We start from the raw sequence: 25333 nt of genomic DNA on the forward strand, positions 1-25333 counted from the left end.
GGGCGGGCAGGGGCGCGCGGCGCACCCGGTCGAACCGGGCGCACGTCACCTTGCCCTCGAAGTCGACGACGACCGCCCACCAGCCCTCGCCGTCGAGGGCGGCGAGGTCGGAGGTCACGTCGCGCAGACCGGTCGCGAGGTGTTGCCCTAAGGCGGCGAAACCGTCGTGCACACCCGCCATTCTCCCAGGAGCTCCACCAGCTCCAGCGCGGCGGGCAGCGGCGACTCCGGCAGCGCGGCGTGGACCTGCCGTACGGGCCGCGTGCCGCGCAGCGGCCGGAGCACCAGATCGCGCGGCACGCCACGCGCGGCGAGCTCCGGCACGAGCGTCACCCCGAGCCCCGCCGCGACGAACCCGAACTTGCCCGTCCACTCCGCCACCCGCAGCCCGGTGCGCGGGGTGAAGCCGGCCGCCGCGCACGCCGTCATCAGCACGGTCGGCTGTCCGCTCGGCGCGGCCTCGATCCAGCTCTCGTCCGCCAGGTCGCGCAGGTCGACGTCCGGCTCGGCGGCCAGCCGGTGGCCGGCGGGCAGGGCGACCAGCAGCCGGTCCGCGCCGAGCGGCACGGTGCGGGCGCCCTCGGCGGGCAGGCCGGCCGGGTAGTCGCTGATCACGGCCACGTCGAGCGCGCCCGCGCGCAGCCGGTCCATCAGGGCGGCGCTGAGCCCCTCGGTCACCCGGGGCTCGACGCCGGGGTGCCGCTCGGCGAGGCGTTTGAGCGCGCCGGGCACGAGGGCGACGTTGGCGGTGGCGAACGCGCCGACGCGCAGCGTGCCGCCCGTCCCGCGGTGGAGGGCGGCCAGGTCCTCCGCGGCGCGGTCGAGGCGGTCGAGCACGGCGACGGCGTGCCGGTGCAGCACCCGCCCGGCGGGCGTCAGGCGCACGCCCCTGGCCAGGCGTTCGAAGAGCGGGCCGCCGGCGGCGCGTTCGAGCGCGGCGACGCGGCGGGAGACCGCCGACTGGGTGTAGCCGAGCAGTTCGGCGGCGGCCGTGAACGAGCCGCTCATGGCGACCTCGTCCAAGAGCCGCAGGGCGGCTGTGTCGAAGTCATTCGTCTCGGGCATGGCTGGCATGCAATCTAGTCGGTGGTGGAATACCGCGCATACCGCTTCACTGGCCGCATGATTGCTTTTCTCGGACAGGGGCGCATGGGCGTCCCGATGGCCCGGCGGCTGACGGAGGCCGGGCACGAGGTGACGACGTGGCGGCGCGGCACGGGCATTCCGGTCGCCGAAGCGGTGCACGGGGCAGAGCTGGTCATCACGATGTTGAGCGACCCGGCGGCGGTGCGCGAGGTGCTGACGGCGGCGCTGCCGGGGCTCGCCCCCGGGGCGACGGTGGTGGAGATGTCCACGATCGGCCCGGAGGCCGTGCACGGGCTGCGCGCGCTGCTGCCGCCGTCGGTGGGGCTGGTGGACGCGCCGGTGCTGGGCAGCGTGGGTCCGGCGGCCGAGGGCACGCTGACCGTGCTGGCCGGCGGTGACCTGTCGGCCTGCCGCGAGGTGCTGTCCGTCTTCGGGACGGTGCGCGAGGCCGGGCCGCTGGGGGCGGGCGCGGCCATGAAGCTCGCCGTCATGAGCGCGCTGGTGCCCGCCCAGGTGCTGGTGGCGGAGACGTACGCGTACGCGGAGGCGCACGGCGTCGATCCGGGCGCGCTCGCCGGCGTGCTGGCGGGCACCCCGCTGGGCGCGTTGGCCGAGCGGCTGCGCGAGCCGGCGCCCGAGACGCGGTACGCGCTCGCGCACGCCGCCAAGGATCTGGAGCTGGCCGCCTGGGAGGGCGCCGGGCTGGCCTCGGCCGCCCGGGCCCGGCTGCGGGAGGCCGTGGCGGCGGGCCTGGGCGGCCACGACCTGACGGCCGTCACCGCGCACGTCCGCGCCGCCACCCTGGGGACGGGCAGGCGGCGGGCCGTGCCGCTCAACCTCGCGACCGTGCCCGCCACGAACGGCGCCTACTCGCACGCCGTCCGCGCCGGCGACACGCTCTACGTCTCCGGCCAGGCCGCCCTCGACGAGCGGGGGAACGTGGTCGGCGCGGGCTCCATGGCGGCGCAGGCCGAGTACGTCTTCCAGCTCATCGGCCGCATCCTCGCCGATCAGGGCGCCACGTTCGCCGACATCGCGTTCATCCGGACGTACCTGACCGACATGGAGGACCGGGCCGAGTACGGGAAGGTGCGCCGGAAGTACATCACCGGCACGCCCCCGGCCAGCACGACCGTGGAGGTGTCGAAGCTGTTCGTGCCGGGGCTGCTGCTGGAGGTGGACCTGATCGTGGCCCTGCCCGCCGCCCTGCCCGCCTGAGTCAGTCCAGGGGGCCGGTGACCGACTCCGCCGCCGCCACGACGCCGCCCTCGGCGACCAGGCGCACGGCGGCGTCGATCTCCGGGGCCAGGAACCGGTCGGGGCCCGGCGCGGGCACGGTCTCGCGCAGCGCCCTGACCACGGCCGCCGTCGCCGGCGCGGGCTCCAGGGGGGCGCGCAGGTCGATCGCGCGGGCGGCGGTGAGCACCTCGATCGCGAGCACGCGGGTGAGCCCGTCGACCGACCTGCGCAGCTTGCGCGCGGCCGACCAGCCCATGGACACGTGGTCCTCCTGCATGGCCGAGCTCGGGATGGAGTCGACGCTCGCGGGCACGGCGAGGCGCTTCATCTCGGAGACGATGGCGGCCTGGGTGTACTGGGCGATCATGTGGCCGGAGTCGACGCCCGGGTCGGCGGCCAGGAACGCCGGCAGCCCGTGGTTGCGGGCCACGTCGAGGAAGCGGTCGGTACGCCGTTCGGACATGGAGGCCAGGTCGGCCGCCGCGATGGCGAGGAAGTCGAGCACGTAGCCGAGCGGCGCCCCGTGGAAGTTGCCGTTGGACTCCACGCGGCCGTCGTCGAGCACGGCGGGGTTGTCGACGGCGCTGGCCAGCTCCCACCCGGCCACGGCGGCGGCGTGCGCGATCGTGTCGCGGACGGCCCCGGCGACCTGCGGGGCGCAGCGCAGGGAGTAGGCGTCCTGGACGCGGGCGCAGTCGGCGGGGTCGCGGTGGCTGGCCACGATGGCGGAGCCGCGCAGGATCGACGCCATGTTGGCGGCCGAGCGCGCCTGGCCGGGATGGGGGCGCAGCGCCTGCAGCTCGGGGGCGAACACCCGGTCGGTGCCGAGCAGCGCCTCGACGCTCATCGCGGCGCTCACGTCGGCGGTCCTGACCAGCGTGGTGAGGTCGTGGATGGCCAGGATGAGCATGCCGAGCATGCCGTCGGTGCCGTTGATCAGCGCCAGGCCCTCCTTGGCGGCCAGCTCGACGGGCTCGATGCGGGCCTGCTTGAGCGCCTCGGCGGCCGACACGACATTTCCGGATTTGTCGCGTACGACGCCTTCGCCCATCAGGGTGAGCGCCACGTGGGCCAGCGGCGCGAGGTCGCCGGAGCAGCCCAGGCTGCCGAACTCGTGCACGATCGGCGTGATGCCCGCGCTGATCAGGGCGGCCAGGGTCTTGGCGGTGGTCGGCCTGATGCCGGTGTGGCCGGTGGCCAGGGTGTGCAGGCGCAGCAGCATGAGGGCGCGCACGACCTCGGTCTCCACCTCGGGGCCGCTGCCCGCCGCGTGCGAGCGCACCAGCGAGCGCTGGAGCTGGGCGCGCAGCTCCGGGTCGATGTGCCGGGTGGCGAGGGCGCCGAACCCGGTCGAGATGCCGTACGCGGGCACCGGGCTCTCGGCCAGCTCGTCCACCCGCTGGCGGGCCGCCGCGACGGCGGCGATGGCGTCGTCGGTGAGCCGCACGGGGGCTCCGTGGCGGGCCACCTCGATGACCTCGTCGAAGCTGAGCGGCTCGGGGCCGACGTTCACGACTTCGTTGTCGCGCATGTGTGCGTCTCTCTCGTTCAGGTAACCGGCGTAGCCGATGTTAGCTCCTTACCGGAGAACAGCGCCGCCAGCCCCTGCCTGCCCTCGTCGGTGAGCACCACCGCCCTCGGGACCGCGCCCCGCCGGTACCAGCCGCGTTCGAACAGCGTCCGCGCGATCGCCGCCCCGAGCGCGCCGCCGAGGTGGGAGCGGCGCTCGGTCCAGTCGAGGCACTCGGGAGCGAAGCGCCGCCGCGACCCGCGCGCGCCCGCGACGTCCACGCCGAGGCCGGACAGCAGCCGCTCCCCCCGCTCCGTCAGGTCGCAGGCCGCGTAGTGGCCGCCCTCCCTGAGCCGGTCGAGCAGCCCCACCCCGGCGCGGCCGGCGAGGTGGTCGTAGCAGGTGCGGGCCTCCTCCAGCAGCCGGGCCTGCCGGGACTGGCGCAGCGAGCGCACCGGCGGGCGGGCGCTGATCGTGGCCAGCGACTCCAGCACCTCGGCCACCTCGTGCCCGGCCAGGCGGTAGTAGCGGTGGCGGCCCTGGGGGACGACGTCGACGAGCCGGCCGTCGAGCAGCCGCGCCAGGTGGGCGCTCGCGGTGGCGGCGCTGACCCCGGCGACCCGGGCCAGCTCCCCCGCCGCCAGGGCGCGCCCGCCGAGCAGCGCGGTGAGGATCGCCGCCCTCGTGGGGTCGGCGATGAGCGCGGCGACGGGCGCGATGTCGGCGTCACGGGCGAAGTACTCCATGCTCACGACGCTAGTACGCCGACGTTTCGCCCCGCGTCGAAGGGTCCCGGGTCAGTGCCGGTCGAGGGCCTTCCGGATCACGTCGCGGGCGCGGTCCATCAGCGCGAGCGGCGTGCCCATGAGCAGGTTCTTGGCCGCCGACTCGGTGCCGGGACGCGGGCGCGACGGCGCCAGCGACTCCGCGGCCCGCACCGCCGCCGCCATGGCCCGCCGCTCCATGGCGGTGGTGCCGGCGCGCAGCCGGGCGAACTCGTAGCGCTCCTCGCTGCGCGCGTGCGCCGTCACGGCGGTGCGCAGCCGGGCCAGGCCGTCCCAGAAGCCGGGGTCGTCCACGCCCTTCTTGTGCAGTTCGAGGAGCAGGCGTTTGGCGCGGTTCTCCTCCTCCAGCCGGTCGGCCACGACGCCCTGGCCGTTGTCGAGCTTCTTGCGCGCGTACGGATGGACGATCTCCTCCTCCGCCGTCTCGTGCACCGACAGCGCCCGCGTCAGCCGGTCGAACGCCGCCGCGACCTTCTCCGGCGGCGCCTGCTCCACCTCGTCGAACAGGTCCCTGATCTGGCCGTGCTGCGCCATCAGCAGCTCGATGACATCTTGTTCACGCACCCCAGCGGCCTACCCGGCACACAGTGCGACACGCCCCGCCTTACCGAACGCGGGCCGTTCGGGGAGCGAACGCGGAGGTTGCCCGCCCCGGCCCCGGGTAGGCGCAGCGACATGGCCTTCGACCCACTCCAGGAGCGGGGAATCCCGCTGGACGAGCAGCTGCGCGACTGGCGGGAGCTGAACGTCACGCCCATCGACCCCGACCGCTGCGACCCGTACACGCGGTGCCGGATCATCACGATGAACGGGATCGAGACCGAGGCGATCCTCTTCAGCCACCACATGGCCCGCCACTGCCGCGACCTGGAGGTCAAGCAGCGGCTGGCGCGCGTGCGCTACATCGAGGCGCAGCAGCAGAAGGTCGTCAACTGGCTGCTGCCGGGGGCGTCGTCGGTGCTGGAGACGACGATCGCCTACGAGCAGGTGGCCGTCGACCTGACCGCGTGGGTGGCCCGCATGGAGCCGGACCTGCGGCTCAAGCAGGCCTACCAGTTCGGCGTGCTGGAGGACTTCGACCATCTCTACCGGTACGCCAACCTGTACGAGATGATCGAGCACCGCAAGGCGGAGCAGATCGTCGACCAGCTCACCGAGGTCATGCCGGGGCGGCCGACGTACCTGCACCACCGCGACCCGATGGACAACGTGCGCGAGCCGTACCAGCGCCGGGTCACCGAGCCGCTGTCGCGCCTGCACGCGCTGACCATCACGGCGGCCGAGCAGCAGACGATGAACTTCTACATGAACGTCGGCCCGATGTACATGGAGCCCATCGCCCGCCAGCTCTACCAGGAGATCGGGCTGATCGAGGAGGAGCACGTCACCCACTACGAGTCGCTGGTGGAGCCCGGCGAGAGCTGGTGGGAGCGGCTGCTCAACCACGAGTACAACGAGTGCTACCTGTACTACTCCTTCATGGAGACCGAGAGCGACCCCAAGGTGCGCAACATCTGGGAGCTGCACCTCAACATGGAGCTGGAGCACCTGCGGCTGGCGGCCGAGATGTTCCGGCGCTTCGACGGGCGCGACCCCGACCAGGTGCTCGCCCCCGCGCTGCCGCCGCCGGTGACGTTCGAGCCGAACAAGGGCTACATCCGCGACCTGCTCGCCACCCAGATGGACCTCACGACCCTGGGCACCGGCTACGTACGGGAGGCCCACGAGCGGTTCGAGAAGATGCAGGAGGCGGTCATGGGCGGCGAGAGGCCGCCGTCGGAGCGCGTCGTCGACGAGAACCGGGCGATCTCCGGGGAGGAGTACCGCCTGCAGACCGAGGGCCCGCACCCGGCCGGACTGCAGGTCAGCCGGTAGGTCCGGTGTCCGGCGAGCCGGCGGGCGAATTCCGGTTTGGGGACTCGGCCAGGATTCGCTAGAGTTCTCTCGTCGCCCTGCACAACGGGGCGCACGCGGAAGTGGCTCAGGGGTAGAGCATCACCTTGCCAAGGTGAGGGTCGCGGGTTCGAATCCCGTCTTCCGCTCGGAGCTTCCGGCTCGGTGGCGTGGCCGAGAGGCGAGGCAGCGGCCTGCAAAGCCGTCCACACGGGTTCAAATCCCGTCGCCACCTCTGCAAAGGACGATTAGCTCAGCGGGAGAGCGCTTCCCTGACACGGAAGAGGTCACTGGTTCAATCCCAGTATCGTCCACCATCTCCGCGCCCTCGCCGGGCTCCCGCCCGGCGGGGTTTTCGCTTTTTCGGGCACCTGCCCGCCGCCCCTCACTTGCTCGAAGGCGCCCGGCCGCGTGTAGCCCCGGAGGAGGGACTTGGTGGCCGGGCGCTCACCTGAGGGCCACTTAGCGGTCACCGGGCCGCGGGAGTGCCGGCCGGCGGGGGCAGATGACCGGACGTGGCCAAGACGACGCGCGCCTTCCTCCTGGTGGCCTTCCTCTGTGCGTCCGGCGTCGCCGGGGTGTGTGCGCTGCCGCCGGGCCTTCTACCCCGGTCGAAAGGCTGTGCGGTTATGGCGTTCGCATGGGCTCTTCTCGGTCACGACATAGCAGTCGATCTCGGAACCGCCAACACGCTCGTCTACGTCCGCAGGAAGGGCATCGTGCTGAACGAGCCCTCCGTCATCGCGATCAACCTGCAGAAGAACACCGTCGTCGCCGTCGGCAAGGCGGCCAAGCGCATGATGGGCCGCACTCCCCCGCACATCGCCACGATCAGGCCGCTCAAGGACGGCGTGATCGCGGACTTGGACGCGGCGGAGCGCATGTTACGCATGTTCATCCAGAAGGCGCACCGGAGCCGGTTCCTGGCCAAGCCCCGCATCGTGGTGGCCGTCCCGAGCGGCACCACCTCGATCGAGCAGCGAGCGGTCAAGGAGGCCGCGTACGAGGCGGGCGCGCGGCGGGTGCACATCATCGAGGAGGCCATGGCCGCGGCGATCGGCGCCGGGGTCAAGGTCGGCGAGGCCGCCGGCAACATGGTCGTGGACATCGGCGGCGGCACGACGGAGGTCGCCATCGTGTCGATGAGCGGCGTCGTGGTCGCCACGTCGGTGCGGGTGGGCGGGGACGAGCTGGACGAGGCGATCGTCGCGTACACGAGGAAGGAGCACGCGCTGCTGCTCGGCGAGCGCACTGCCGAGCGGCTGAAGATCGACCTCGGGGTGGCGCGGCCGGCGCCGGTGTCCGCGCGCGACGCCGACCCGACCCCCAAGGGCAGGCACCGGGTCGGCGCGCCGATCCAGCCGGACGGGGACGAGCCCGTCGTGACGGAGGAGGAGCCTGGCGAGGCCCCGGCGCCGCGCGGCTGGAACCCGTTCAGGTCGAAGGCCAGGTCCGAGAGCGCCGTGCCGGCTCCGTCTCCGCCGGGCCCGCCCAGGACGTCCGCGCCGGTGCGCCGGCGCGACCTGGTCATGGGCCTGCCGAAGACCACCACGATCACCGCCGACCAGATCAGCGAGGCGATCGAGGACCAGGTGCAGGCCATCATCGACGCGGTGCAGGCGACGCTCGACCAGTGCCCGGCCGAGCTGGCCGGCGACCTGCTCGACAACGGCATCGTGCTGACCGGCGGCGGGGCGCTGCTGCGCGGGCTGCCCGAGCGGATGGGCGAGGCCACCGGGATGCCGATCCGGGTGGTGGACAAGCCGCTGTACTCGGTGGCCCTGGGCGCGGGCCGCTGCGTCGAGCGCTTCGACGCGATGCGCGACGTGCTGCTGCCCGATTGGTCGCGGCGGTGAGGCGGGCGGTCGTCCTGCTCGTGCTGGCCGCCGCCGTCTCGCTCGTCGTGATCGACCGTACGCTGGCGCCGCTGACCCCGCTGCGGGAGGCGGGCTCGGCCGTGTTCGGAGCCGTTCAGAACGGTGGCGGGGCCGTGACCAGGGCGTTCGGCGGTGACGCCCGGGTGCGGGCGCTGGAGCAGGAGAACGCCCGGTTGCGCGCCGAGCTGCTGTCCGGCGGCGCGCGGGCGGCCGGCGCCGGGATGGCGGCGGGGCACGAGGGGGTGGCCGCGCACGTGGTCGGGTTCGGGCGGCAGAGCGTCACCATCGACGCGGGCGCGGCGGCGGGCGTCGAGCGCGACGTGACGGTGCTGAACGCCGACGGCCTGGTCGGCAAGGTCACCTGGGCGGGGCCGGCGACGGCGTCGGTGTCGCTGATCACGGACGCCGGGTCGTCGGTGGGCGCGCGGATGGCGGGCTCGGGCGAGCTGGGCGTGGTGACCGGGCTGCCGGGCGAGGGGCTGCTGCGGCTCAGCCTGTTCGACCCGCACGCGCCGGTGCGGGCCGGCGACCAGGTGGTGACGCTGGGGTCGGCGGGCGCGCGGCCGTACGTGGCCGGGGTGCCCATCGGGACGGTGACCGAGGTCGAGTCGGTGCCGGGGGCGGCGACGCGTACGGCGCTGGTGCGGCCGGGCGGCGGCGGATCGTGTGGGCGCCGTCGCTGGGCGCGCCCGACAGGGTGCTGGCGGCGCTGGCGGCGGCGCTGTCGGCGGTCGGGCTGCTGCTGGTGTGGTCGGCCACGCGGATGACGGGCGACCACACGCTGCTGGTGCGCCAGGCCGTCGCCGTCGCGGGCGGGCTCGTGCTCATGTGGCTGGTCTCGCGGGTGGATCTGCGGGTGCTGCGGGCGTACGTGCCGGCGGCGTACGTGCTGGCGGTGCTGGCGCTGGCCGCGGTGCTCAGCCCGCTGGGCGAGCGGGTGAACGGCGCGCACTCGTGGATCGTGCTCGCGCCGGGACTTCAGTTCCAGCCGTCGGAGCTCGCCAAGGTGGCGCTGGCGCTGGCGTTCGCGGTGCCGCTGGGGCTCGTCCGGCCGTACCAGCTGGAACGGCTGCTCGTGCTGGCGAACCCGGCGGCCGACCCGGGCGGCGCCGGTTACAACGCCGCCCAGGCGCGCATCGCGATCGGCTCCGGCGGCCTGTACGGCAAGGGCCTGTTCAACGGCGAGCAGACGGCCGGCCACTTCGTCCCCGAGCAGCACACCGACTTCGTCTTCACCGTCGCGGGCGAGGAGCTCGGGTTCGCCGGGGCCGCGGCCGTCGTGCTCGCCCTGTGCGCGCTGCTGTGGCGCGGCCTGTCCATCGCCCGCGACAGCGCCTCGCCGTACGGGACGGTGCTGGCGTGGCGCGCGGTGTCGTGGATCGGGTTCCAGGCGTTCGTGAACGTCGGCATGACCGTGGGCCTGACGCCGATCGTGGGCGTGCCGCTGCCGTTCGTGTCGTACGGCGGCTCGGCCACGGTCGCCGGCCTGGTGGCCGTGGGACTGCTACAGGCCGTTCACCGGACCAAGCCCATGCAGCCGTAGCAGGTTCTCGCCGAGGATCTTGCGTTTGGCCTGGTCGGTGAGCTGCGGGTAGCCGTACCCGTCGCACAGGTCCTGCGGGATGGTGAAGTCCCTGAACGCGCGCAGCGCCCACTGCGGGTGGAAGATCGGCGCCTCCGAGCCGTAGATGATCTTGTCTTCACCGCACCAGAAGAGCAGCTTGCCGATGATCTCGGCGAACATGCGCGGCGCCCGGACGATGAAGTTGATGGTGGCGGCCAGGTCGGCGTACAGGTTGGGGTAGCGGATGAGCTGCCAGCAGGTCTCGTCCAGGAACGGCAGCCCGACGTGGAAGATGACGAAGTTGATGTCGGGGAAGTTCGCGGCGGCGCCGTCCATGTCCCAGGTCTGGGTGTGCTCGATGGGCTGCGGGCCGAGCGGCACGCCCTTGTGCACGCCGATCAGGTTGACGCCCAGGTCGCGGGCCTTCTCGAAGATGGGGAAGGCGACCCGGGGGTCGTCCATGCGCCACGGGTACGGCGACCCGTAGTCGTAGCGGACGTTGTACAGCTTGAACGCGCGCGCCCCGAACTCCCCCACCTGGCGTTCCATCAGGTCGAGCGCCTTGCGTCCCTCCAGGGGGTTGACCGAGCCCCAGAAGACGATCCGGTCGGGGTCGCGGGCGGCCAGCTCGGCGCACTCCTGCCACGGCGACAGGCCGTCGTGGTAGAGGTCGGTGAGCGGGAGCGGCATGGCGACCAGCATGTCGGTGTCGGACTCGTCGAAGACCATGCGGCGGATGTCGTCGATCGTCCACTGGCGCAGGAACTCCTCCGGCGCCAGCCTGGTCTCGCCCTCCGGGGTGAGCGTGGTGTGGAAGGCGTACAGGTGGTTGGAGAACATCTGGCCCGCCGGGCCGTAGGCGTTCTTCTGCTCGAAGTTGAAGACGTGCGCCACGCTGTCGAACACGAACATGTCGTCGATCATCGAAGCTCCTCGCGGATGTAGCTCTCCTTGTCGGGCACCTGCGCGGGGGCGGGCAGGAAGCGGAGCACGCGGGCCGCCCTCGGGGAGAGCCGGTCCACCGTCCAGACCTCGTCCCACACGACCTCGACCTCCGCCTCGCGGACGCCGGGCTGCTCCTCGATGCGCTCGCGCACCTCCGTGAGCACCCGGGCGGCGAACGGGCACCAGCCCGAGGTGAGCAGCAGCTCCACCCGGGCACGGCCGTCGTCCACCTCGACCGATCTGACCAGGCCCATCTCCACGACGGAGATGCCCTTCTCCCTGCAGCACGGGTCGTAGACCCCCGACAGCGCGTCACTGGCCCACTGCGGTATGTCCGGCATGGCCTCATCGTCGGACGGGTGTGCCTTCCGGGGTAGGAGTGCGATTTTCAGATGGCGCACATGCTGAAGGGATGACCGGTGAACCCCCCAGCGATCTGATCCGCAGCGTCTCCCGCGCGCTCCGCGTGCTGGAGGAGGTCGCGCGGGCCGACCGGCCGCTGCCGGTCAAGGTCATCGCCCGCCGCTGCGGCCTGAACCTGTCCACCTCCTACCACCTGGTGCGCACCCTGTGCTACGAGGGCTACCTGCATCGGCGGCCGGACGGCGACTACCTGCTCGGCTCGCAGGTGGCCGAGCGCTTCCACGAGATGGTGCGGGCCTTCGAGAGGCCGCCGCGCGTCCGGGCGGTGCTCGGCCACCTGGCGGCCGTGACCGGGCACACCGCGTACCTGGCGCGGCTGGCCGACGGGCGGCTGGTCGTGGCCGAGGTGGCGGAGGGGCCGTGCTCGCCGTGGCTGGAGGACCTGCAGGCGGGCCTGGAGACGGCGCCGCACGCCACGGCGCTGGGCAAGGCGCTGCTGCTGGCGCTGCCGTCCCGGACGCGCCGGGGCGTCCTGCGCGGGTACGGCCTGCGCCGCTTCACCTCCGCGACGCCCGCCAGCGTGGAGGACGTCGAGGAGGAACTGGCCGGGCTGCGGCCGGGGCAGGTGGTGGAGGAGCACGGGCAGTTCCGGCCGGACGTGGCGTGCGCCGGCGCGGTGGTGCCCGGTACGCAGTGGGCGATCGGCCTGTCGGCGCGCGGCCTGTCCGTCCCGCGCGCGGCCTCCGCGCGGCTTGCCGAGGCCGTGCGCGACCTGGCGTGCGCGTGAAGGTGTTGCCCCGCCGCGCGGGTCTTCGCCACGGTGATCCTCATGAACGTTCCCCTCCGCCAGATCCGCGCCCTGCACACCGAGGAGACGGTCACGGTCTATCAGGCGTACGACGCCGCGATCGCCGAGCCGGCCGTCGCGCCCGGCGCTTCGTGCCGCCGTTCAAGCGGGACCGGATGACGTGGATCAAGCCTTCGTTCCTCTGGACGATGTACCGGTCCGGGTACGCGACCAAGCCGGGGCAGGAGCGCGTGCTGGCGATCGAGCTGACCCGCGAGGGGTTCGCGTGGGCGCTGGCGCACGCCTGCCTCAGCCGGGACGACGGGCGGCCGGGGTGGGCGCGGCGGCTCAAGCACAGCCCGGTGCGGATCCAGTGGGATCCCGAGCGGGGGCCGCGGCACGAGGCGCTGCCGTACCGGTCGATCCAGATCGGGTTGTCCCGCGAGGCGGTGCGGCGTTACGTCGAGGAGTGGACGGTCTCGATAGCCGACGTCACCGACCGGGCCCGTGAGCTGCGGGCGGCGCTCGCGCGCCGAGCGGACGTGAGCGGGCTGCTGCCGGTCGAGCGGCCGTATCCTGTGCCTGCCGACCTCATCGAGACGATCGGGGCGAGTCCGGGATGAGGGTGATCCTCTTCGGGGCGACCGGGGTGATCGGGCGCGCGGTGCTGCGGGAGTGCCTGCTCGACGACCGGGTCACGGGCGTGCTCGTGGTCGGGCGCGTCCCCGAGGGGTTCGTCCATCCCAAGCTCCGCACCGGCGAGCCGGTCGGATACGACGCGTGTTTCTGCTGCGCTCCCGGCCTGGCCCTGCCGGCCGCCCGTACGCTGGCGCCCGGCTGCACGCTCGTGTACGTGCGGGGCGCCGCGGAGACGGACGCGGCGCAGGAGGCGGTCCTGGCGCTGCCGCTGGAGGCGTACGTGTTCCGGCCCGGTCGCCTCCCGTCGGGGAGGCCGCCCTTCCGGCTGGCCTACGTGGTGACCCGGCCGCTGCTCCCGCTGCTGCGCCGCTGGTGGGGCGGTGAGGCGACGACGCCCGAGCGGATCGGCCGGGCGATGATCACGGTGGCCGAGCGCGGCGCGCCCCGCCGCGTGCTGGGCCCCGCCGACATCAACGTCCTCGCCGAAGGCTCCTGATCCCGCCTCTGTACCCCGCGGTGACGGGGATGCCGGATGATTGGAATATCTCAGGAGGGCTTGACGCTCTAGCCGTCAAATCTTCAAAAGTCATGGATGGTGACTAAATTGCAGTTCGGGATCTTCAGCGTGGGCGACGTCACTCCTGACCCCACCAACGGCAGGACGCCCACCGAGCACGAGCGCATCAAGGCGATGGTGACGATCGCGCTCAAGGCCGAGGAGGTCGGGCTGGACGTCTTCGCGACCGGAGAGCACCACAACCCGCCCTTCGTCCCGTCCTCGCCCACCACCATGCTGGGGTACATCGCGGCCAGGACCGAGCGGATCGTGCTCTCCACCGCCACGACCCTCATCACCACGAACGACCCGGTGAAGATCGCCGAGGACTTCGCGATGTTGCAGCACCTGGCCGACGGCCGGGTCGACCTCATGATGGGCCGCGGCAACACGGGCCCGGTCTACCCGTGGTTCGGGCAGGACATCAGGCAGGGCATCCCGCTGGCCATCGAGAACTACGCGCTGCTGCACAAGCTCTGGCGCGAGGACGTCGTCGACTGGCAGGGCCGCTTCCGCACGCCGCTGCAGGGCTTCACCTCGACGCCGCGCCCGCTCGACGGGGTGCCGCCGTTCGTCTGGCACGGCTCGATCCGCAGCGCCGAGATCGCCGAGCAGGCCGCCTACTACGGCGACGGCTTCTTCGCCAACAACATCTTCTGGCCGAAGGAGCACTTCATGCGTCTGATCGGCCTCTACCGCCAGAGGTACGCCCATTACGGCCACGGCACGCCCGAGCAGGCCATCGTGGGTCTGGGCGGGCAGGTGTTCATGCGCAAGAACTCCCAGGACGCCGTGCGCGAGTTCCGCCCGTACTTCGACAACGCCCCCGTGTACGGGCACGGGCCGTCGCTGGAGGACTTCATGGCCGAGACGCCGCTCACCGTGGGCAGCCCGCAGCAGGTCATCGACCGTACGCTGGAGTTCCGCGAGTACTTCGGCGACTACCAGCGCCAGCTGTTCCTCATGGACCACGCCGGCCTGCCGCTGAAGACGGTGCTGGAGCAGCTCGACATCCTCGGCGAGGAGGTCGTACCCGTGCTGCGCGAGGAGTTCGCCAAGAACCGCCCCGAGACTGTGCCCGACGCCCCCACGCACGCCTCGCTGCTCGCCGCCAAGGAGCGGTCCGCGGGCGTCGGCGCCTGAAACCCCCTGGAAAGGAGAGATCCCCCATGAAGCTCGTCGTCGTCACGGCGGGTCTGACCCAGCCGTCCTCCAGCCGCCTGCTCGCCGACCGCCTGGCCGAGGCGGTCGCGCGGCGGCTGGAGGAGACGCCGGGAACGTCCCCCGAGGTGCGCGTCATCGAGCTGCGCGAGCTCGCGGTGGACGTCGCCAACAACTTCGTGACCGGCTTCCCCAACGCGCGCCTGCGCGAGGCGCTCGATGCCGTGACGGAGGCCGACGGGCTCATCGCGGTCACGCCGATCTTCAGCGGCTCCTACAGCGGCCTGTACAAGTCGTTCTTCGACGTGATCGACAACACCGCGCTGACCGGCACGCCGGTGCTGATCGGCGCGACCGGCGGCACCGCCCGGCACTCCCTGGCGCTGGAGCACGCGGTGCGGCCGCTGTTCACGTACCTGCGCGCGGTGGTGGCGCCGACCGCGGTCTACGCGGCCTCGGAGGACTGGGGCGGCGGCCACGGCGCGTTCACCGACGGGCTGGGCGAGCGCATCGACCGCGCGGCGGAGGAGCTGGCCGGGCTGATGGCGCACCGGGCGCCCAGGCGGGAGCCGGAGGAGGACGCGGTCGTCCCGTTCGAGGAGCAGCTCGCCGCGTTGCGCCCGCCGCAGTAGGGAGCTCCTCCCCGGCTCCGCAGCGCGCCGGGGAGGAGGTACGGCGGCGGCCTGCGGGCCGCCGCACGGCTGTGACGCGTGACGTCCTGGCTCGGGGACCAGGGTTCGGCGTCAGGGTTTGAGCGTCAGGTTTGGGCGTCAGGGTTTGACGGAGACCACGTCGTACGTCGTGTCGGGCGTCGGGGTCGTCGTGAAGCGGGCGTTCGGCAGGTAGAGGCGGTGGCCGTAGGAGGCGACCGTCGTCGGCACGTCGAACCGGTCGTCGGTGATCCGCCTGACGACCTCCCCGGAGGAGGCGTCGCGGGACAGGCCGATCACGGCGATCGTGTTGAGCCGGTTGAGCACGGCGTACAACGTGCGGCCGGACAGCAGCAGTCCGTCGCCGTTGGTCAGCACCTCGCCGCCGAGATCGACCTCGGCGGTGACGCCGGTGGACGGGTCCACCTCGAACAGCTTGCCGGTGTTCGACTGCACGATCAGCAGCGACTTCCCGTCGGGGCTCGGGGCGATGCCGTTGGCGTTGTTGCCGGTCGTGTACTGGATGTCGCCGCTGAGCGGGATGTTCACCGCCTCGTCCGGCAGCGCGCCGCCGCGGCCGAGGTCGAGCTTGTACAGGACCGGGTTGGCCGAGTCGGTGAAGTACGCCGCGCCGCCGAAGAGGATGACGTCGTTGACGAACGACGTCCCGGTGGCCAGCTCGTACGACTTGAGCACCTTCCCGGTGCGCACGTCCACCACGCGGGCGTCCCCGCCGGTGCCCCCGGCCACGAACAGCCGGCCGCGACCGTCGGTCTTCATCCCGAGCGAGGGCGTGCCGGGCCCCTGGCTGATGACGGAGCCCTTGCCGGTGCGCAGGTCGGCGCGGTAGACGTCGCCGTCCACGCGGGAGCCGAAGTAGGCGTACGGCCCGGGGCCGATGGCGATGCCCTCCGGCTGGAAACCGTTGGGCAGCGGGAACGTGCCGGGCTTCGTGGCCGCCTGCGCCGGGAGGCCGGCGAGCGTGACCATGAGCGCGGCGCTGAGTGCGGTCTTCAGGATCGCGGATCTCATGCGGACCACGATGCAGAAGCCGCCGGTCCCGGCAAAGGCCCAGAACCGCCTTCACAGGGATCTTTCAGCAACGATCCGGCACGCCGCCGGGGACGAATCAGGGAAAACCGCTTGTGGGCCTCTGCCTGCGTCGTTACTTTTGCCCGAATGCGGAGGGCCCCTGTTATCCCTGATGACCGTCGCGCTCGCCCTGACGGCCTGCAGCGCGCCCGCATCGCCCGCCGCGCAGCCCACCGCGAAGCAGCCCGCCACGAAGCAGCCGCAGGCGGCGACCGCCGCGCCCCGGCGGGTGGACCTGAGCGCGTACGAGGCGGGCCGGTCGCGGCCCGTCCTGGACCCGCTCTACCCCGCCTACGGCGACCCGTCGATCGACGTGCTCCACTACGACCTGGCGCTGACGTGGGAACCCGCTGAGCGCACGCTGTCCGGCACGGCCAAGCTGACGCTGCGGGCCGTCCGGCCGATCTCCCGCGTCCGCCTCGACTTCGGCCGCGCCCTCAAGGTGGACGAGGTCACGGTGGTTGCGGGCACAGGGGTTGCGGGCACAGGGGTTGCGGGCACAGGGGTTGCGGGCACAGGTCACGCGGGCACAGGGGACGACGCCGGCGTCGAGGCGGTCACGAAGGGCGACGACCTCATCGTCCCGCTGCCCGAGCCGCTGGAGGCGGACGAGGTCGCGGTGGTGACCGTGCGCTACCACGGCCGTTCGCTCTCGGCCCCCTCTACATGCGGCCCTCGGTGGTGGCGCACGAGCTGGCCCACCACTGGTTCGGCGACACCGTCACCCCGCGGACGTGGCGCGACCTGTGGCTCAACGAGGGCTTCGCGATGTACATGGAGATGCAGTGGTACGCCGACCACGAGGACGGCACGATCGACGACTTCATCGCCGACATCCGCCGGGTCGACGGTCAGTTGCGCGAGGAGGCCGGCCCGCCCGGCAGGTACCGGCGCGACTCGTTCGGCATCAGCAACGTCTACTACGGCCCGGCGATCATGCTGCACGAGATCAGGAAGCGGCTCGGCGACCGGAGGTTCTTCGCGATGTTGCGCGCGTGGGTCCAGGAGCACCGCAACACCACCCAGGACCGGGCGTCCTTCACCAAGTGGATCAACGAGCACACCGGCCGTGACTTCACCCGGCTCATCGACACCTGGCTCGACTCCCCGACGACACCCGGCGGCGGCTAGTACGTTGGATGGAGCCGAACAAACGGGGTTGAATCATGTCAAATGGTGCACGTCATGCTCTTGGAGTCGTCGCCGGCCTGTTCCTGCCCGCCATCGTCACGGCCGCGTTGTGGTACGGGGCCGGTGATTTCGCGCTGCAGGCCCAGCGGGCGTTCCAGATCTCCTGGCCGGCGGTGGCCGCGCTGGCCGCCGCGGCGATCCTGCTGGCCTTCCTGGCCGGCTCGCGCCTGTCGCCCGTCGCCTCGCTGATCGGCGGCCTGGGGCTCACGGCTCTCGGAGTGCTGCCGGTGCTGGAGATCCTCGGCCGCGGCCCACTGCTGCCCGACGACCTGCTGCCCGGGGTCATGCGGACCGGCATGATGACCGTGGCGTACTCGGGGCTGCAGGCCGTGCTCGGCGTGATGCTGCTGGTCGTGTCGATGTTCCCGTCCCGCTGGCGGGCGTCCGTCACCCGGCAGGAGCTCCCGCCCGCCTACGACCCCGGGTACGACAAGACGCCGTCGTTCTTCGAGCCGCACCCTGGGCCCGAGGACGCCACGAGGCCGATGTACCGTCAGTGAGTTCCGGGCGGCCTGGAAGAATGCCGCCATGCGCGACTCGAGGATCGTCGACTTCCTGGCCGAGCTGGCCGCACGGGTGCCCGCGCCCGGCGGCGGCGCGACGGCCGCCCTGCACGCGGCGCAGGCCGCCGCCCTGCTCGGCATGGTGGCCCGCTACACCACCGGCGACAAGTACGCCGGCCACGCCGAGACCGTCGCCGCCGTGACCGGCGAGACCGACGCCCTGCGGGCCGACGCGCTGAGGCTGGCCGAGGAGGACGCCGCGGCGTTCACCGTGGTCGCCGACGCCTACCGGCTGCCCAAGGGCGAGGAGCGCAGCGCGACCATCGCGCGGGCGCTGGCCGGCGCCGCCGAGCCGCCCGCCCGCGTGGCGGAGGCCGCAATCCGTCTGGTGGAGCTCTGCGAGCTGCTGCTGCCCATCGCCAACCGCAACGTCGTCACCGACGTGGCCGCCGCCGCCGAGGCCGCGCGCGCCGCCCTCACCACGGCCCGGATCAACGTCGAGGTCAACCTGGGCGGCATCGCCGACGAACAACTGCGCGCCGAGCTGGGCGCCCGCCTGACCGGCGTCGACGCCGCCGTGTCCAGGGCCGAGCGGGTCACCGCCGCCGTACGCGAGGAGATCAACCGGTGAAGACGCTGAACGGCAGGGAGCTCGCCGCCGCCATCCGCGCGCAGGCCGGGGCCGAGGCGGCGGCCGGGCCGCAGCCGCGGCTGGCCGTCGTGGTCGCCACCGCCGACGAGGCGAGCCTGTGGTACGTCCGCTCGATCGCCAAGGCGGCGGCCGGCGTGGGCATCGCCTGCGACGTGGTCGACCTCGGCCCGGACGCGAGCCCCGACCAGATCGGTGAGACGTTGTCGCGGCTCAGCGCCGACCCCAACGTGCACGGCCTGATGCTGCAGACCCCGCTGCCCGCGGGCGCCTCCGCCCAGGAGCTGGCCATCGCCATCGACCCGCGCAAGGACGTCGACGGCGCCAACCCGCTGTCGCTGGGCCGGCTGGCCGCCGGGCTGCCCGCGTTCGCGCCGGCCACGGCGGCGGCCGTGCTGGCGCTGCTCGACCACTACGAGGTGGAGCTGCGGGGACGCCGCGCCGTCGTGGTCGGCCGCTCGACCGTGGTCGGCAAACCGCTCGCCCACCTGCTGCTCGACCGGCACGCGACGGTCACCGTCGCCCACTCTCGCACCCGTGACCTGGCCTCGGTCACCGTCACGGCCGACGTGCTGGTCGCGGCGGTGGGCCGGGCGGGGCTGATCGGCGCCGATCACGTGGCGCCCGGCGCGGTCGTGATCGACGTCGGCACCAACCCGACCGACGACGGCGGGCTCACCGGCGACGTCGACTTCGAGGCGGTCTCCCACGTGGCGGGCGCGCTCACGCCGGTGCCGGGCGGCGTCGGCCCGGTGACGACCGCCCTGCTGCTGCGCCACACCGCGCGAGCGGCGAACCTTCCGTGACCCGGCCACCGCGCCGTGCACGTGTTCAGGCTCACCCGCGCGGAAGACGTGGACGAGCGGATTCTGGAGGCATCTGATGGCTGACATCCTCATCGTGCAGAACAGCAAGAGCGGCGGCCCGAGCCGGGTGGGCGGCTGGCTGGAGCAGGCGGGGCTCGGGCTCGACATCGTGCTCGCCCACGACGGCGCCCCGCTGCCGGCCCGGCTGGAGCACGACGCCATGATCATGCTGGGCGGCGGCTACCTGCCCGGCGAGGACGACCGGGCCCCGTGGTTGCGCGACGCCCGGCGGCTGATGGGTCAGGCGCTGGAGGAGGGCGTGCCGGTGTTCGGCATCTGCCTGGGCGGCCAGATGCTCGCCGAGGTGGCGGGCGGTGAGGTGACCGGCGACGTCGGCGCGCCGGAGAACGGCAGCCTGCCGGTCACCATCCGGCCCGAGGCGGCGGCCGACCCGCTGTTCCACGGACTGCCGCCGGTGGTGCCCGCCGTCGAGCACCACAAGGACGCGATCACCCGGCTGCCGGACGGCGCCGTCCACCTTGCGGAAACCGAGCGCTGCCCGTACCAGGCGTTCCGCATGGGTGAGCGGGCGTGGGGGGTGCAGTTCCATCCGGAGGTGCTGCCCGAGCGGATCCGCGAGTGGACGGCCGACGGCTTCGACCCGGCCGAGGTGTACGAGCGGGCGGTGGCGGACGAGCCGGTCTCCACGCCCATCTGGCACCAGGTGACCAACCGCTTCGCCGCGATCGTCACCGAACGCGCCCTCCGCCCGATGGGGTAAGGGCCTCTAAGCCAGGGCGTCGGTGATGGCCTGGGCGGTGGCCTGCCAGATCGGGGTGGTGGGCAGGATGACGTCGAAGTGGCCGCCCGGCATTTCCAGATATGTCACGTCATCGCCGGCTTCCCGGGCGGCCCTGGCGTAGCGGCGGCCGAAGTCGACGAAGTCGAGCTCGTCCCCGGTGCCCTGGACGATCAGCTGCGGCACCCCGACGGGCACCCGGTGCAACGGCGACGCGGCGGCGTACACGTCGTCCGGTGCGGCGGCTCCGTGCCCGGAGGACTCCTCGGGGGTACGGCCGGGATCGCCCGCAGCCGCGCCCCCGAGGCCGGCGGTGTCCGGGGAGGGGCGGCCGAGGGCCGCGGCGGTGGCGCCGGCGCTCAGCCGGCGGCGGTCGGCCTGGACGAGGTCGAGCACGCCCGCCAGCGACACGGCCAGCCTGGCCCGCGCCCCGTCGGCCACGGCCCGCAGGACCAGCTGGGCCCCGGCCGAGTGCCCGGCGAGGGCGATCCGGTCCAGGTCGAGGCCGGGGTCAGCGCCTTCCATCGCGGCCAGGCCGGCGGCCACGTCGGCGACCGTGGCGGCCCAGCCGTGGCGGTCGGGGCGCCGGTACTCGAGGTTCCACACGGCGAGACCACGGGCGGTCAGGTCGGCGCAGAGGGCCTCCATGAGGTCGGCCGCCCAGATCGAACGCCAGTAGCCGCCGTGCACCAGCGCCACGACCGGCGTCCCGCCCGTCCTGCCCGTCCTGCCCGTCCTGTCCGTCCGGCCGGGTGGGAGGTACAGGTCGGCCCACTGCTCGGCGGAGCCGTCGCCGTAGAGGACCCGCCGGGTGGGCGGGTGGCGCAGGCGGTGGACGGCGTGCCGAACGCCCCACGCGAGCCCCCACAAGCCCCGCCCGTGGATGTGCCCCGCGCCCTCGACGTGTTCGAGGTCGACCCAGGCCACCACCTGCGACCCGAGCGGCTGCCCGATCAGTGCCCGCGCCTCGGGCGACGGTCCCGGGACGACGACCGCCGCGCCGCTCCCGCGTACGAGGGAGCGAAGGTGGGCGGCGTCACGGGCGTAGGCCACCGCGCCGCGTGCGTGCCAGACCGCGAGTTCGCGGGTGGCGATCTCCGCCAGCAGCGCCGCGTCGGCGGGCACCCCGGGACCGACGACCACCGAGATCTCGCTCATGCCGCCGACCTTACAGAACGCCTCCCGGCCCCCGGCGGCCGGCCGAGCGCGGGGCATGATCGGTATAGCGTGGGCCGGGTGCAGGTCCAGCGACTCCACCCATGGCCGTCCAGCGTCGCCGAGGCGGAGGCCGTCCAGGATGGGCTCCGCGGCCGCGTCGAGCTGACCGGCCCCGCCACGTTCACGCTCGTCGCGGGCCTCGACGTGCACTACCACGGCGACGAGGCGCTGACGGCGGCGGTGGTCGTGCTGGACGCCGCCACGCTCGCGCCCGTCGAGCAGGTGGTGGCGCACGGGAGGGCGGCGTTCCCGTACGTGCCGGGCCTGTTCGCCTTCCGCGAGCTGCCCTCCCTCGTGGAGGCCCTGGAACGGCTCACGGTGACGCCCGACCTGTTGGTCTGCGACGGGTACGGCCTGGCCCACCCGCGCGGCTTCGGCCTGGCCTGCCACCTCGGGGTGCTGACGGGCCTGCCGTCGCTGGGCGTGGGCAAGACGCCGTTCGTCGGCGTCCACGAGACGCCCGGCCCGGAGCGGGGAGCGTGGACGCCGATCGTGCACGAGGGCGCCACAGTGGGCCGCGCCCTGCGCACGCGGCCCGGGGTCAAGCCGGTGTACGTCTCCCAGGGTCACCGCATCTCGCTGGAGACGGTCACGGAGCAGGTGCTGCGCCTGACGCCCCGCTACCGTCTCCCCGAGCCGATCCGCCACGCCGACCACCTGGCCCGCCACCCCTCCTGACGGGCCTCAGCCCGGGTGGTGGGCGCCCGAGGAGGCGAGGGGCGGCAGGATGGCCTGCGCGTCCGCGCCGCCGAACCACAAGGTGATCACGAACGCCGCCGTCGCCTCCAGCAGCACCGCCCGGTCCAGCCCGCCGGCCTGGACGGGGGTGCAGCCGAGGCCGGCGACGAGCGTGCGTGTTGCCTCCAGCGCCGCCGGGTCGTCGCCGCACAGCGGCACGGCCAGCGGACGGCCGTCGAACACCGGCGGCGTCATCCGCCACACGTCCACGTGGCACAGGTTGAACGCCTTGACCACGTGACCGCCGCTGAGCTCGGCGATCATCGCGGCGAGCGGGCGCGCGGGGTCGAAGTGCGCGGGACCCGCGTTGGTCACGTCGACGAGCGGCTTGCCACGGAGCGCCGGGCCGGCGGCGGCGAGGGTGCCGGCGAGCCCCTCGGCCCGTACGGCCACCACCGCGACGTCCCCGAACGCGGCCGCCTCCGCCCAGGTCCCGGCCCGCACCACCGCGCCGCCGGCCTGCTCGGTCATGCGCGCGGCCTGGGCGGTGCTCCTCCCGAGGTCCCTGCCGCTGATCATGACGGCGTGGCCGGCCGCGGCCCACCGCGTGCCCAGCGCGTTGCCATCCCGCCCGCGCCCAGAATCCCGATCCTCATGTGCGTCCTCCATCCGCAAGGGGCTTTACTTGCAGGAAGACCGTAGAGATTTCGACGCACACCATTCGGTGCCCGACGAAAGGCCGCCGTTGTTCCTCGCCGACTGCCAGGCCAGGCTCGCCTTCGACCTCATGTCCAACACCTGGAACGCGGTGGTCATCTGGGCGCTGCGCCACGGGCCGCGGCGGCCGGGCCGGTTGCGGGAGGAGATCGGCGGCATCCGGCCCAAGGTGCTCACCGAGACGCTGCGGCGCCTGGAGCACAACGGCCTGGTGACGCGCCGCGCGTACGCCGAGGCGCCGCCGAGGGTGGAGTACGAGCTGACCGCTCTCGGTCGCTCGCTGCTGGAGCCGATCGGGGCGTTCGGCGAGTGGGCCCACGACCACGCCGACGAGGTCATGGCCGCCCAGGACGCCGGTGCGGGCTGATCTCGCGCAGGACGGGCACCGGCCGGTGTGTCCCTGGCGGTGTGCGGTGCGCCGGGGATCACACGAAAGTCACCGCTACTGCTTGGAGCTGACCGGGCCCTCCGTGATGTACTGCGGTCCGTTGGCGAAGTTGCCGCCGTTGATGCTGAAGTCGCTGTTGACGGCGCCGTTGGCGTTGTCCCAGTTGCCGCTGTTCACCTGACGCCCCTTGACGCGGTAGTTGCCGCTCTTCCAGAGGTTGCCACGATCCTTGAACCAGTCGTGCCCGGCGTGTGCCGGGGCCGCCGAGGCGGCGCCCTCCAGCGACGACGCGGACAGCACGACCGCCGACATCATCAGCCCGAGCCGCGCCGCCGTTCCCGCCTTTTTCATCAAGCCCCCCATCGCGCGCTCACCCGCCCGGAGAAACCTGCTGGGGCCCGTTGGCCGTGTTTCCGCCGTTGGAGTTGTTACTGCTCCCCGTCGAGCCGTTGGTGTTGGAGAAGTTTCCGCTGTTGATGGCGTTTCCTTCATTATGGTAGTTCCCGCTGTTTGTCGAGTTTCCGCTGTTCTCCGGACCGTTGACGCACTTCGTGGGCGAATTGTGCGATGGGGAGTTGTAGGCGACCAGCCGATTCCCGCAGAAAACGCTGGGCAGCGTTTTCATGACGGTGCCGAGGTCGGCGCCGACCGCACGCATGAGCAGCGAGGAGATCTCGCCGGACGTCACCGGCGCCGCCGCGCCGGCCCGCGTCGAGGCATCCTCCCCGGGTTTCTCGGCCGCGGATGCGCCGCCCCCGGCAAGCAGCGCGCCGCAGCCGAACATGGTGATCATCGCAATCCGTACGATTGCCCTCAACGCGTCCCCCCGTCTTTTCGTGACTTGATTCGCCGACGATAGCAGCGGGCAGTGAAATACGAAGGTAAGAAATCGTGAGGGTTTGCGGAAAATGGGTGGCGAACTTCCGGGCGGTGGTGGCACACGTCATTTCGTTCGGCGCCGGTGTGTCCATGGAATTATCCGCCCGGTCCCGATTCGGCCCGGCCGGTACGGCGGCCGGGCCGGGCGGCGGTCAGAGGGCCACGGCCTCTATCACCACCATGTTCCCCGCCTCGGCCACCCGGGTCCGGCGCAGCCCCGCCCGGGCGAAGAGCGCGTCGTACTCCGCGAGGTCGCGTTCGCGCCCGCCGGTCATCACCAGCATGTTGGCGTCCATCACCGGCGCGAGTCCCGGGGTGCCGATCGGGCCGACCAGGAGCTCGACGACGGCGACCCGGCCGCCGTCGTTGAGGGACGCGCGGCAGTTCGCCAGGATGCGGACGGCCTGCTCGTCGTTCCAGTCGTGGACGATGTAGCGCAGCAGGTAGAGGTCGGCGGCGGGCACCACCTCGAAGAAGTCACCCCCGACGGCCTCGAACCGGTCCGCGAGGCCGTCCGCCTTGGCCGCCGCCAACGCGTCCGGGACGACGTCCGGCCGGTCGAGCACCACGCCGCGCAGGTGCGGGTGGTCGCGCATGAGCTCACGGATCAGGGAGCCGTCCGCGCCGCCCACGTCCACGGCCAGAGCCTCCCCGCGCACGCCGATCTGACGGGCCACCTCCGCGTTGGTCATCGCCGTGATGTTAGCCAGCGACCGGGTGAAGTAGTGGGCCTCGTCCGGGTTCTTCGCCAGGTAGTCCCACACTTCGCCTCCGTACGCGGCGGGGCCCTGCGTCGCTCCGCTGCGGACGGCGTCGGGGAACCGGCCCCAGGGCAGCCAGTGGCCGGGGGCCGCCTGGGAGAGGGCGAGGTGGTGCAGGGAGTGCGGGGCGTCGGGGTGGAGGGTGTCGAGCAGGCTCGTGCTCGCGAAACGCACCCCGTCCTCGGAGGTGAGCAGGCCCAGTGACGCCCAGGTGCGCAGCAGGCGCCGGACGGCGTCACGATCGGCGGACTCCGCCCCGGCGATCTCCTCGGCGGTGGTCCGTCCGGCCGCCAGATGTCCGGCGATGTCGAACACCGCCGCGGCGCGTACCACCTGGCTCACCCAGAAGCCGGTGATCATGGTCATCATCCGCTCGTAGTCCGCCGTCGCGGGTGCGGGGTGGGCGTCTGCGGTCATCGCAGTCTTCTCCTTGCCGAATGCTGAAGTCGTAAAAAATCGTGACAAGGAGGTGCATCCAGGCGCCGCGAGACCGTACGCGGCCGTGGACACCGCACCTCCTGACATGGTCGAGGCAGTGGTGGATCAGTGGTCGAGGCAGTGGTCGAGGCAGTGGTCGAGGCAGTGGTCGAGGCAGTG

Annotated in this window: 28 protein-coding genes, 3 tRNA genes and 1 pseudogene; 20 read left to right on the forward strand and 12 right to left on the reverse strand. The window is 72.8% G+C overall.

The features are described from left to right. Positions 1–147 precede the first annotated feature (147 nt). Positions 148–1065 (reverse strand): LysR family transcriptional regulator, encoded by a 918-nt coding sequence (locus C1J01_RS12240; RefSeq protein WP_235854395.1) that lies wholly within the window; start codon positions 1063–1065, stop codon positions 148–150. Between the two features lie 57 nt (positions 1066–1122). Here C1J01_RS12240 and C1J01_RS12245 point away from each other — a divergent pair, with 57 nt between their 5' ends. Further along, positions 1123–2304 (forward strand): Rid family hydrolase, encoded by a 1182-nt coding sequence (locus C1J01_RS12245; protein ID WP_111179067.1) that lies wholly within the window; start codon positions 1123–1125, stop codon positions 2302–2304. 1 nt (position 2305) lies between these two features. On the opposite strand, the gene hutH is transcribed toward C1J01_RS12245, so the two are convergent. From hutH to C1J01_RS12260, 3 genes are read right to left on the reverse strand one after another with little or no spacing between them, the layout of a single operon-like run. Continuing rightward, positions 2306–3856, reverse strand: coding sequence for a histidine ammonia-lyase (gene hutH / locus C1J01_RS12250; protein WP_111179068.1), 1551 nt, complete (start codon positions 3854–3856; stop codon positions 2306–2308). 17 nt (positions 3857–3873) lie between these two features. Further along, the gene (locus C1J01_RS12255; RefSeq protein ID WP_111179069.1) at positions 3874–4581 is read right to left on the reverse strand and encodes an ArsR/SmtB family transcription factor; all 708 of its coding nucleotides are present in this window, start codon (positions 4579–4581) and stop codon (positions 3874–3876) included. Positions 4582–4632: 51 nt separating this feature from the next. Beyond that, positions 4633–5184: a hemerythrin domain-containing protein gene (locus C1J01_RS12260; RefSeq protein ID WP_235854396.1), complete on the reverse strand. Its 552-nt coding sequence runs from the start codon at positions 5182–5184 to the stop codon at positions 4633–4635. Positions 5185–5295: 111 nt separating this feature from the next. On the opposite strand from C1J01_RS12260, the gene C1J01_RS12265 reads away from it, so the two are divergent. From C1J01_RS12265 to C1J01_RS12295, 7 genes are all read left to right on the forward strand, one after another. Beyond that, on the forward strand, positions 5296–6495 hold the full coding sequence (locus C1J01_RS12265; protein ID WP_111179071.1) for a hypothetical protein: 1200 nt from the start codon (positions 5296–5298) through the stop codon (positions 6493–6495). Between the two features lie 95 nt (positions 6496–6590). Then, a tRNA-Gly gene (locus tag C1J01_RS12270) sits at positions 6591–6662 on the forward strand. A gap of 15 nt (positions 6663–6677) precedes the next feature. Beyond that, a tRNA-Cys gene (locus C1J01_RS12275) sits at positions 6678–6748 on the forward strand. Positions 6749–6755: 7 nt separating this feature from the next. Beyond that, positions 6756–6830: transfer RNA gene (locus tag C1J01_RS12280), tRNA-Val, on the forward strand. Between the two features lie 312 nt (positions 6831–7142). Then, the gene (locus C1J01_RS12285; RefSeq protein WP_220039867.1) at positions 7143–8369 is read left to right on the forward strand and encodes a rod shape-determining protein; all 1227 of its coding nucleotides are present in this window, start codon (positions 7143–7145) and stop codon (positions 8367–8369) included. Then, on the forward strand, positions 8366–9157 hold the full coding sequence (gene mreC / locus C1J01_RS12290; protein ID WP_146615566.1) for a rod shape-determining protein MreC: 792 nt from the start codon (positions 8366–8368) through the stop codon (positions 9155–9157). The genes C1J01_RS12285 and mreC overlap by 4 nt, the downstream gene beginning before the upstream one ends. After that, positions 9055–9933 (forward strand): FtsW/RodA/SpoVE family cell cycle protein, encoded by an 879-nt coding sequence (locus C1J01_RS12295; protein ID WP_235854397.1) that lies wholly within the window; start codon positions 9055–9057, stop codon positions 9931–9933. Before mreC ends, C1J01_RS12295 begins: the two co-directional genes overlap by 103 nt. Here the strand turns inward: C1J01_RS12295 and C1J01_RS12300 are convergent. Both C1J01_RS12300 and C1J01_RS12305 read right to left on the reverse strand, forming a co-directional pair. Next, the gene (locus tag C1J01_RS12300; RefSeq protein ID WP_111179074.1) at positions 9895–10878 is read right to left on the reverse strand and encodes an amidohydrolase family protein; all 984 of its coding nucleotides are present in this window, start codon (positions 10876–10878) and stop codon (positions 9895–9897) included. The two genes, C1J01_RS12295 and C1J01_RS12300, sit on opposite strands and share 39 nt — an antisense overlap. After that, positions 10875–11240: a metal-sulfur cluster assembly factor gene (locus C1J01_RS12305; protein ID WP_111179075.1), complete on the reverse strand. Its 366-nt coding sequence runs from the start codon at positions 11238–11240 to the stop codon at positions 10875–10877. Before C1J01_RS12305 ends, C1J01_RS12300 begins: the two co-directional genes overlap by 4 nt. A 71-nt stretch (positions 11241–11311) precedes the next feature. Here C1J01_RS12305 and C1J01_RS12310 point away from each other — a divergent pair, with 71 nt between their 5' ends. The 5 genes and pseudogenes from C1J01_RS12310 to C1J01_RS12330 all read left to right on the forward strand — a co-directional run bounded on the left by C1J01_RS12310 (position 11312) and on the right by C1J01_RS12330 (position 15037). After that, positions 11312–12049, forward strand: a complete 738-nt coding sequence (locus C1J01_RS12310) for an IclR family transcriptional regulator (protein ID WP_111179076.1) — start codon at positions 11312–11314, stop codon at positions 12047–12049. Between the two features lie 42 nt (positions 12050–12091). Then, positions 12092–12672 (forward strand): annotated as a pseudogene (locus C1J01_RS12315) (DUF4291 domain-containing protein). Next, positions 12669–13184 carry a Rossmann-fold NAD(P)-binding domain-containing protein gene (locus C1J01_RS12320; protein WP_111179077.1) on the forward strand — a complete coding sequence of 172 codons (516 nt, stop codon included), beginning with the start codon at positions 12669–12671 and terminating at the stop codon, positions 13182–13184. Before C1J01_RS12315 ends, C1J01_RS12320 begins: the two are co-directional and overlap by 4 nt. Before the next feature lie 108 nt (positions 13185–13292). Next, positions 13293–14387: an LLM class flavin-dependent oxidoreductase gene (locus C1J01_RS12325; RefSeq protein ID WP_111179078.1), complete on the forward strand. Its 1095-nt coding sequence runs from the start codon at positions 13293–13295 to the stop codon at positions 14385–14387. Positions 14388–14413: 26 nt separating this feature from the next. After that, on the forward strand, positions 14414–15037 hold the full coding sequence (locus C1J01_RS12330) for an FMN reductase (RefSeq protein ID WP_111179079.1): 624 nt from the start codon (positions 14414–14416) through the stop codon (positions 15035–15037). 138 nt (positions 15038–15175) lie between these two features. Here the strand turns inward: C1J01_RS12330 and C1J01_RS12335 are convergent, their stop codons facing one another. After that, complete coding sequence (locus C1J01_RS12335) at positions 15176–16087, reverse strand: NHL repeat-containing protein (protein WP_181448711.1); 912 nt, start codon at positions 16085–16087, stop codon at positions 15176–15178. A gap of 726 nt (positions 16088–16813) precedes the next feature. On the opposite strand from C1J01_RS12335, the gene C1J01_RS12345 reads away from it, so the two are divergent. The 5 genes from C1J01_RS12345 to C1J01_RS12365 all read left to right on the forward strand — a co-directional run bounded on the left by C1J01_RS12345 (position 16814) and on the right by C1J01_RS12365 (position 20077). Then, positions 16814–17278, forward strand: a complete 465-nt coding sequence (locus C1J01_RS12345; RefSeq protein ID WP_111179081.1) for a M1 family aminopeptidase — start codon at positions 16814–16816, stop codon at positions 17276–17278. Between the two features lie 35 nt (positions 17279–17313). Then, the gene (locus tag C1J01_RS12350) at positions 17314–17838 is read left to right on the forward strand and encodes a hypothetical protein (RefSeq protein WP_146615567.1); all 525 of its coding nucleotides are present in this window, start codon (positions 17314–17316) and stop codon (positions 17836–17838) included. 28 nt (positions 17839–17866) lie between these two features. Further along, positions 17867–18472, forward strand: a complete 606-nt coding sequence (locus C1J01_RS12355; protein ID WP_111179083.1) for a cyclodeaminase/cyclohydrolase family protein — start codon at positions 17867–17869, stop codon at positions 18470–18472. Then, positions 18469–19296 carry a bifunctional 5,10-methylenetetrahydrofolate dehydrogenase/5,10-methenyltetrahydrofolate cyclohydrolase gene (locus tag C1J01_RS12360; RefSeq protein ID WP_111179084.1) on the forward strand — a complete coding sequence of 276 codons (828 nt, stop codon included), beginning with the start codon at positions 18469–18471 and terminating at the stop codon, positions 19294–19296. The genes C1J01_RS12355 and C1J01_RS12360 overlap by 4 nt, the downstream gene beginning before the upstream one ends. Positions 19297–19372: 76 nt before the next feature. Then, positions 19373–20077: a type 1 glutamine amidotransferase gene (locus C1J01_RS12365; RefSeq protein ID WP_111179085.1), complete on the forward strand. Its 705-nt coding sequence runs from the start codon at positions 19373–19375 to the stop codon at positions 20075–20077. Positions 20078–20083: 6 nt separating this feature from the next. On the opposite strand, the gene C1J01_RS12370 is transcribed toward C1J01_RS12365, so the two are convergent. Beyond that, positions 20084–21253 (reverse strand): alpha/beta hydrolase fold domain-containing protein, encoded by a 1170-nt coding sequence (locus C1J01_RS12370; RefSeq protein WP_111179086.1) that lies wholly within the window; start codon positions 21251–21253, stop codon positions 20084–20086. A 78-nt stretch (positions 21254–21331) separates the two neighbouring features. Between C1J01_RS12370 and C1J01_RS12375 the strand changes: the two genes are divergently transcribed. Then, the gene (locus tag C1J01_RS12375) at positions 21332–21991 is read left to right on the forward strand and encodes an endonuclease V (protein WP_111179109.1); all 660 of its coding nucleotides are present in this window, start codon (positions 21332–21334) and stop codon (positions 21989–21991) included. A gap of 6 nt (positions 21992–21997) precedes the next feature. Here C1J01_RS12375 and C1J01_RS12380 read toward each other — a convergent pair whose 3' ends face one another. Continuing rightward, positions 21998–22570: an NADPH-dependent F420 reductase gene (locus C1J01_RS12380; protein WP_235854398.1), complete on the reverse strand. Its 573-nt coding sequence runs from the start codon at positions 22568–22570 to the stop codon at positions 21998–22000. A 145-nt stretch (positions 22571–22715) separates the two neighbouring features. Between C1J01_RS12380 and C1J01_RS12385 the strand changes: the two genes are divergently transcribed. Then, on the forward strand, positions 22716–23075 hold the full coding sequence (locus tag C1J01_RS12385) for a winged helix-turn-helix transcriptional regulator (RefSeq protein WP_235854399.1): 360 nt from the start codon (positions 22716–22718) through the stop codon (positions 23073–23075). A 75-nt stretch (positions 23076–23150) separates the two neighbouring features. Here the strand turns inward: C1J01_RS12385 and C1J01_RS12390 are convergent, their stop codons facing one another. The 3 genes from C1J01_RS12390 to C1J01_RS12400 all read right to left on the reverse strand — a co-directional run bounded on the left by C1J01_RS12390 (position 23151) and on the right by C1J01_RS12400 (position 25153). Further along, positions 23151–23447 carry a hypothetical protein gene (locus C1J01_RS12390; RefSeq protein ID WP_146615568.1) on the reverse strand — a complete coding sequence of 99 codons (297 nt, stop codon included), beginning with the start codon at positions 23445–23447 and terminating at the stop codon, positions 23151–23153. A gap of 19 nt (positions 23448–23466) precedes the next feature. Next, positions 23467–23889 (reverse strand): hypothetical protein, encoded by a 423-nt coding sequence (locus C1J01_RS12395; RefSeq protein WP_111179088.1) that lies wholly within the window; start codon positions 23887–23889, stop codon positions 23467–23469. A gap of 238 nt (positions 23890–24127) precedes the next feature. Further along, positions 24128–25153, reverse strand: a complete 1026-nt coding sequence (locus C1J01_RS12400) for a methyltransferase (protein ID WP_111179089.1) — start codon at positions 25151–25153, stop codon at positions 24128–24130. Positions 25154–25333: the final 180 nt, after the last annotated feature.

Origin of the sequence: Nonomuraea aridisoli (genome assembly GCF_003236395.1) — a bacterium.
GTDB classification, from domain to species: Bacteria; Actinomycetota; Actinomycetes; order Streptosporangiales; family Streptosporangiaceae; genus Nonomuraea; species Nonomuraea aridisoli.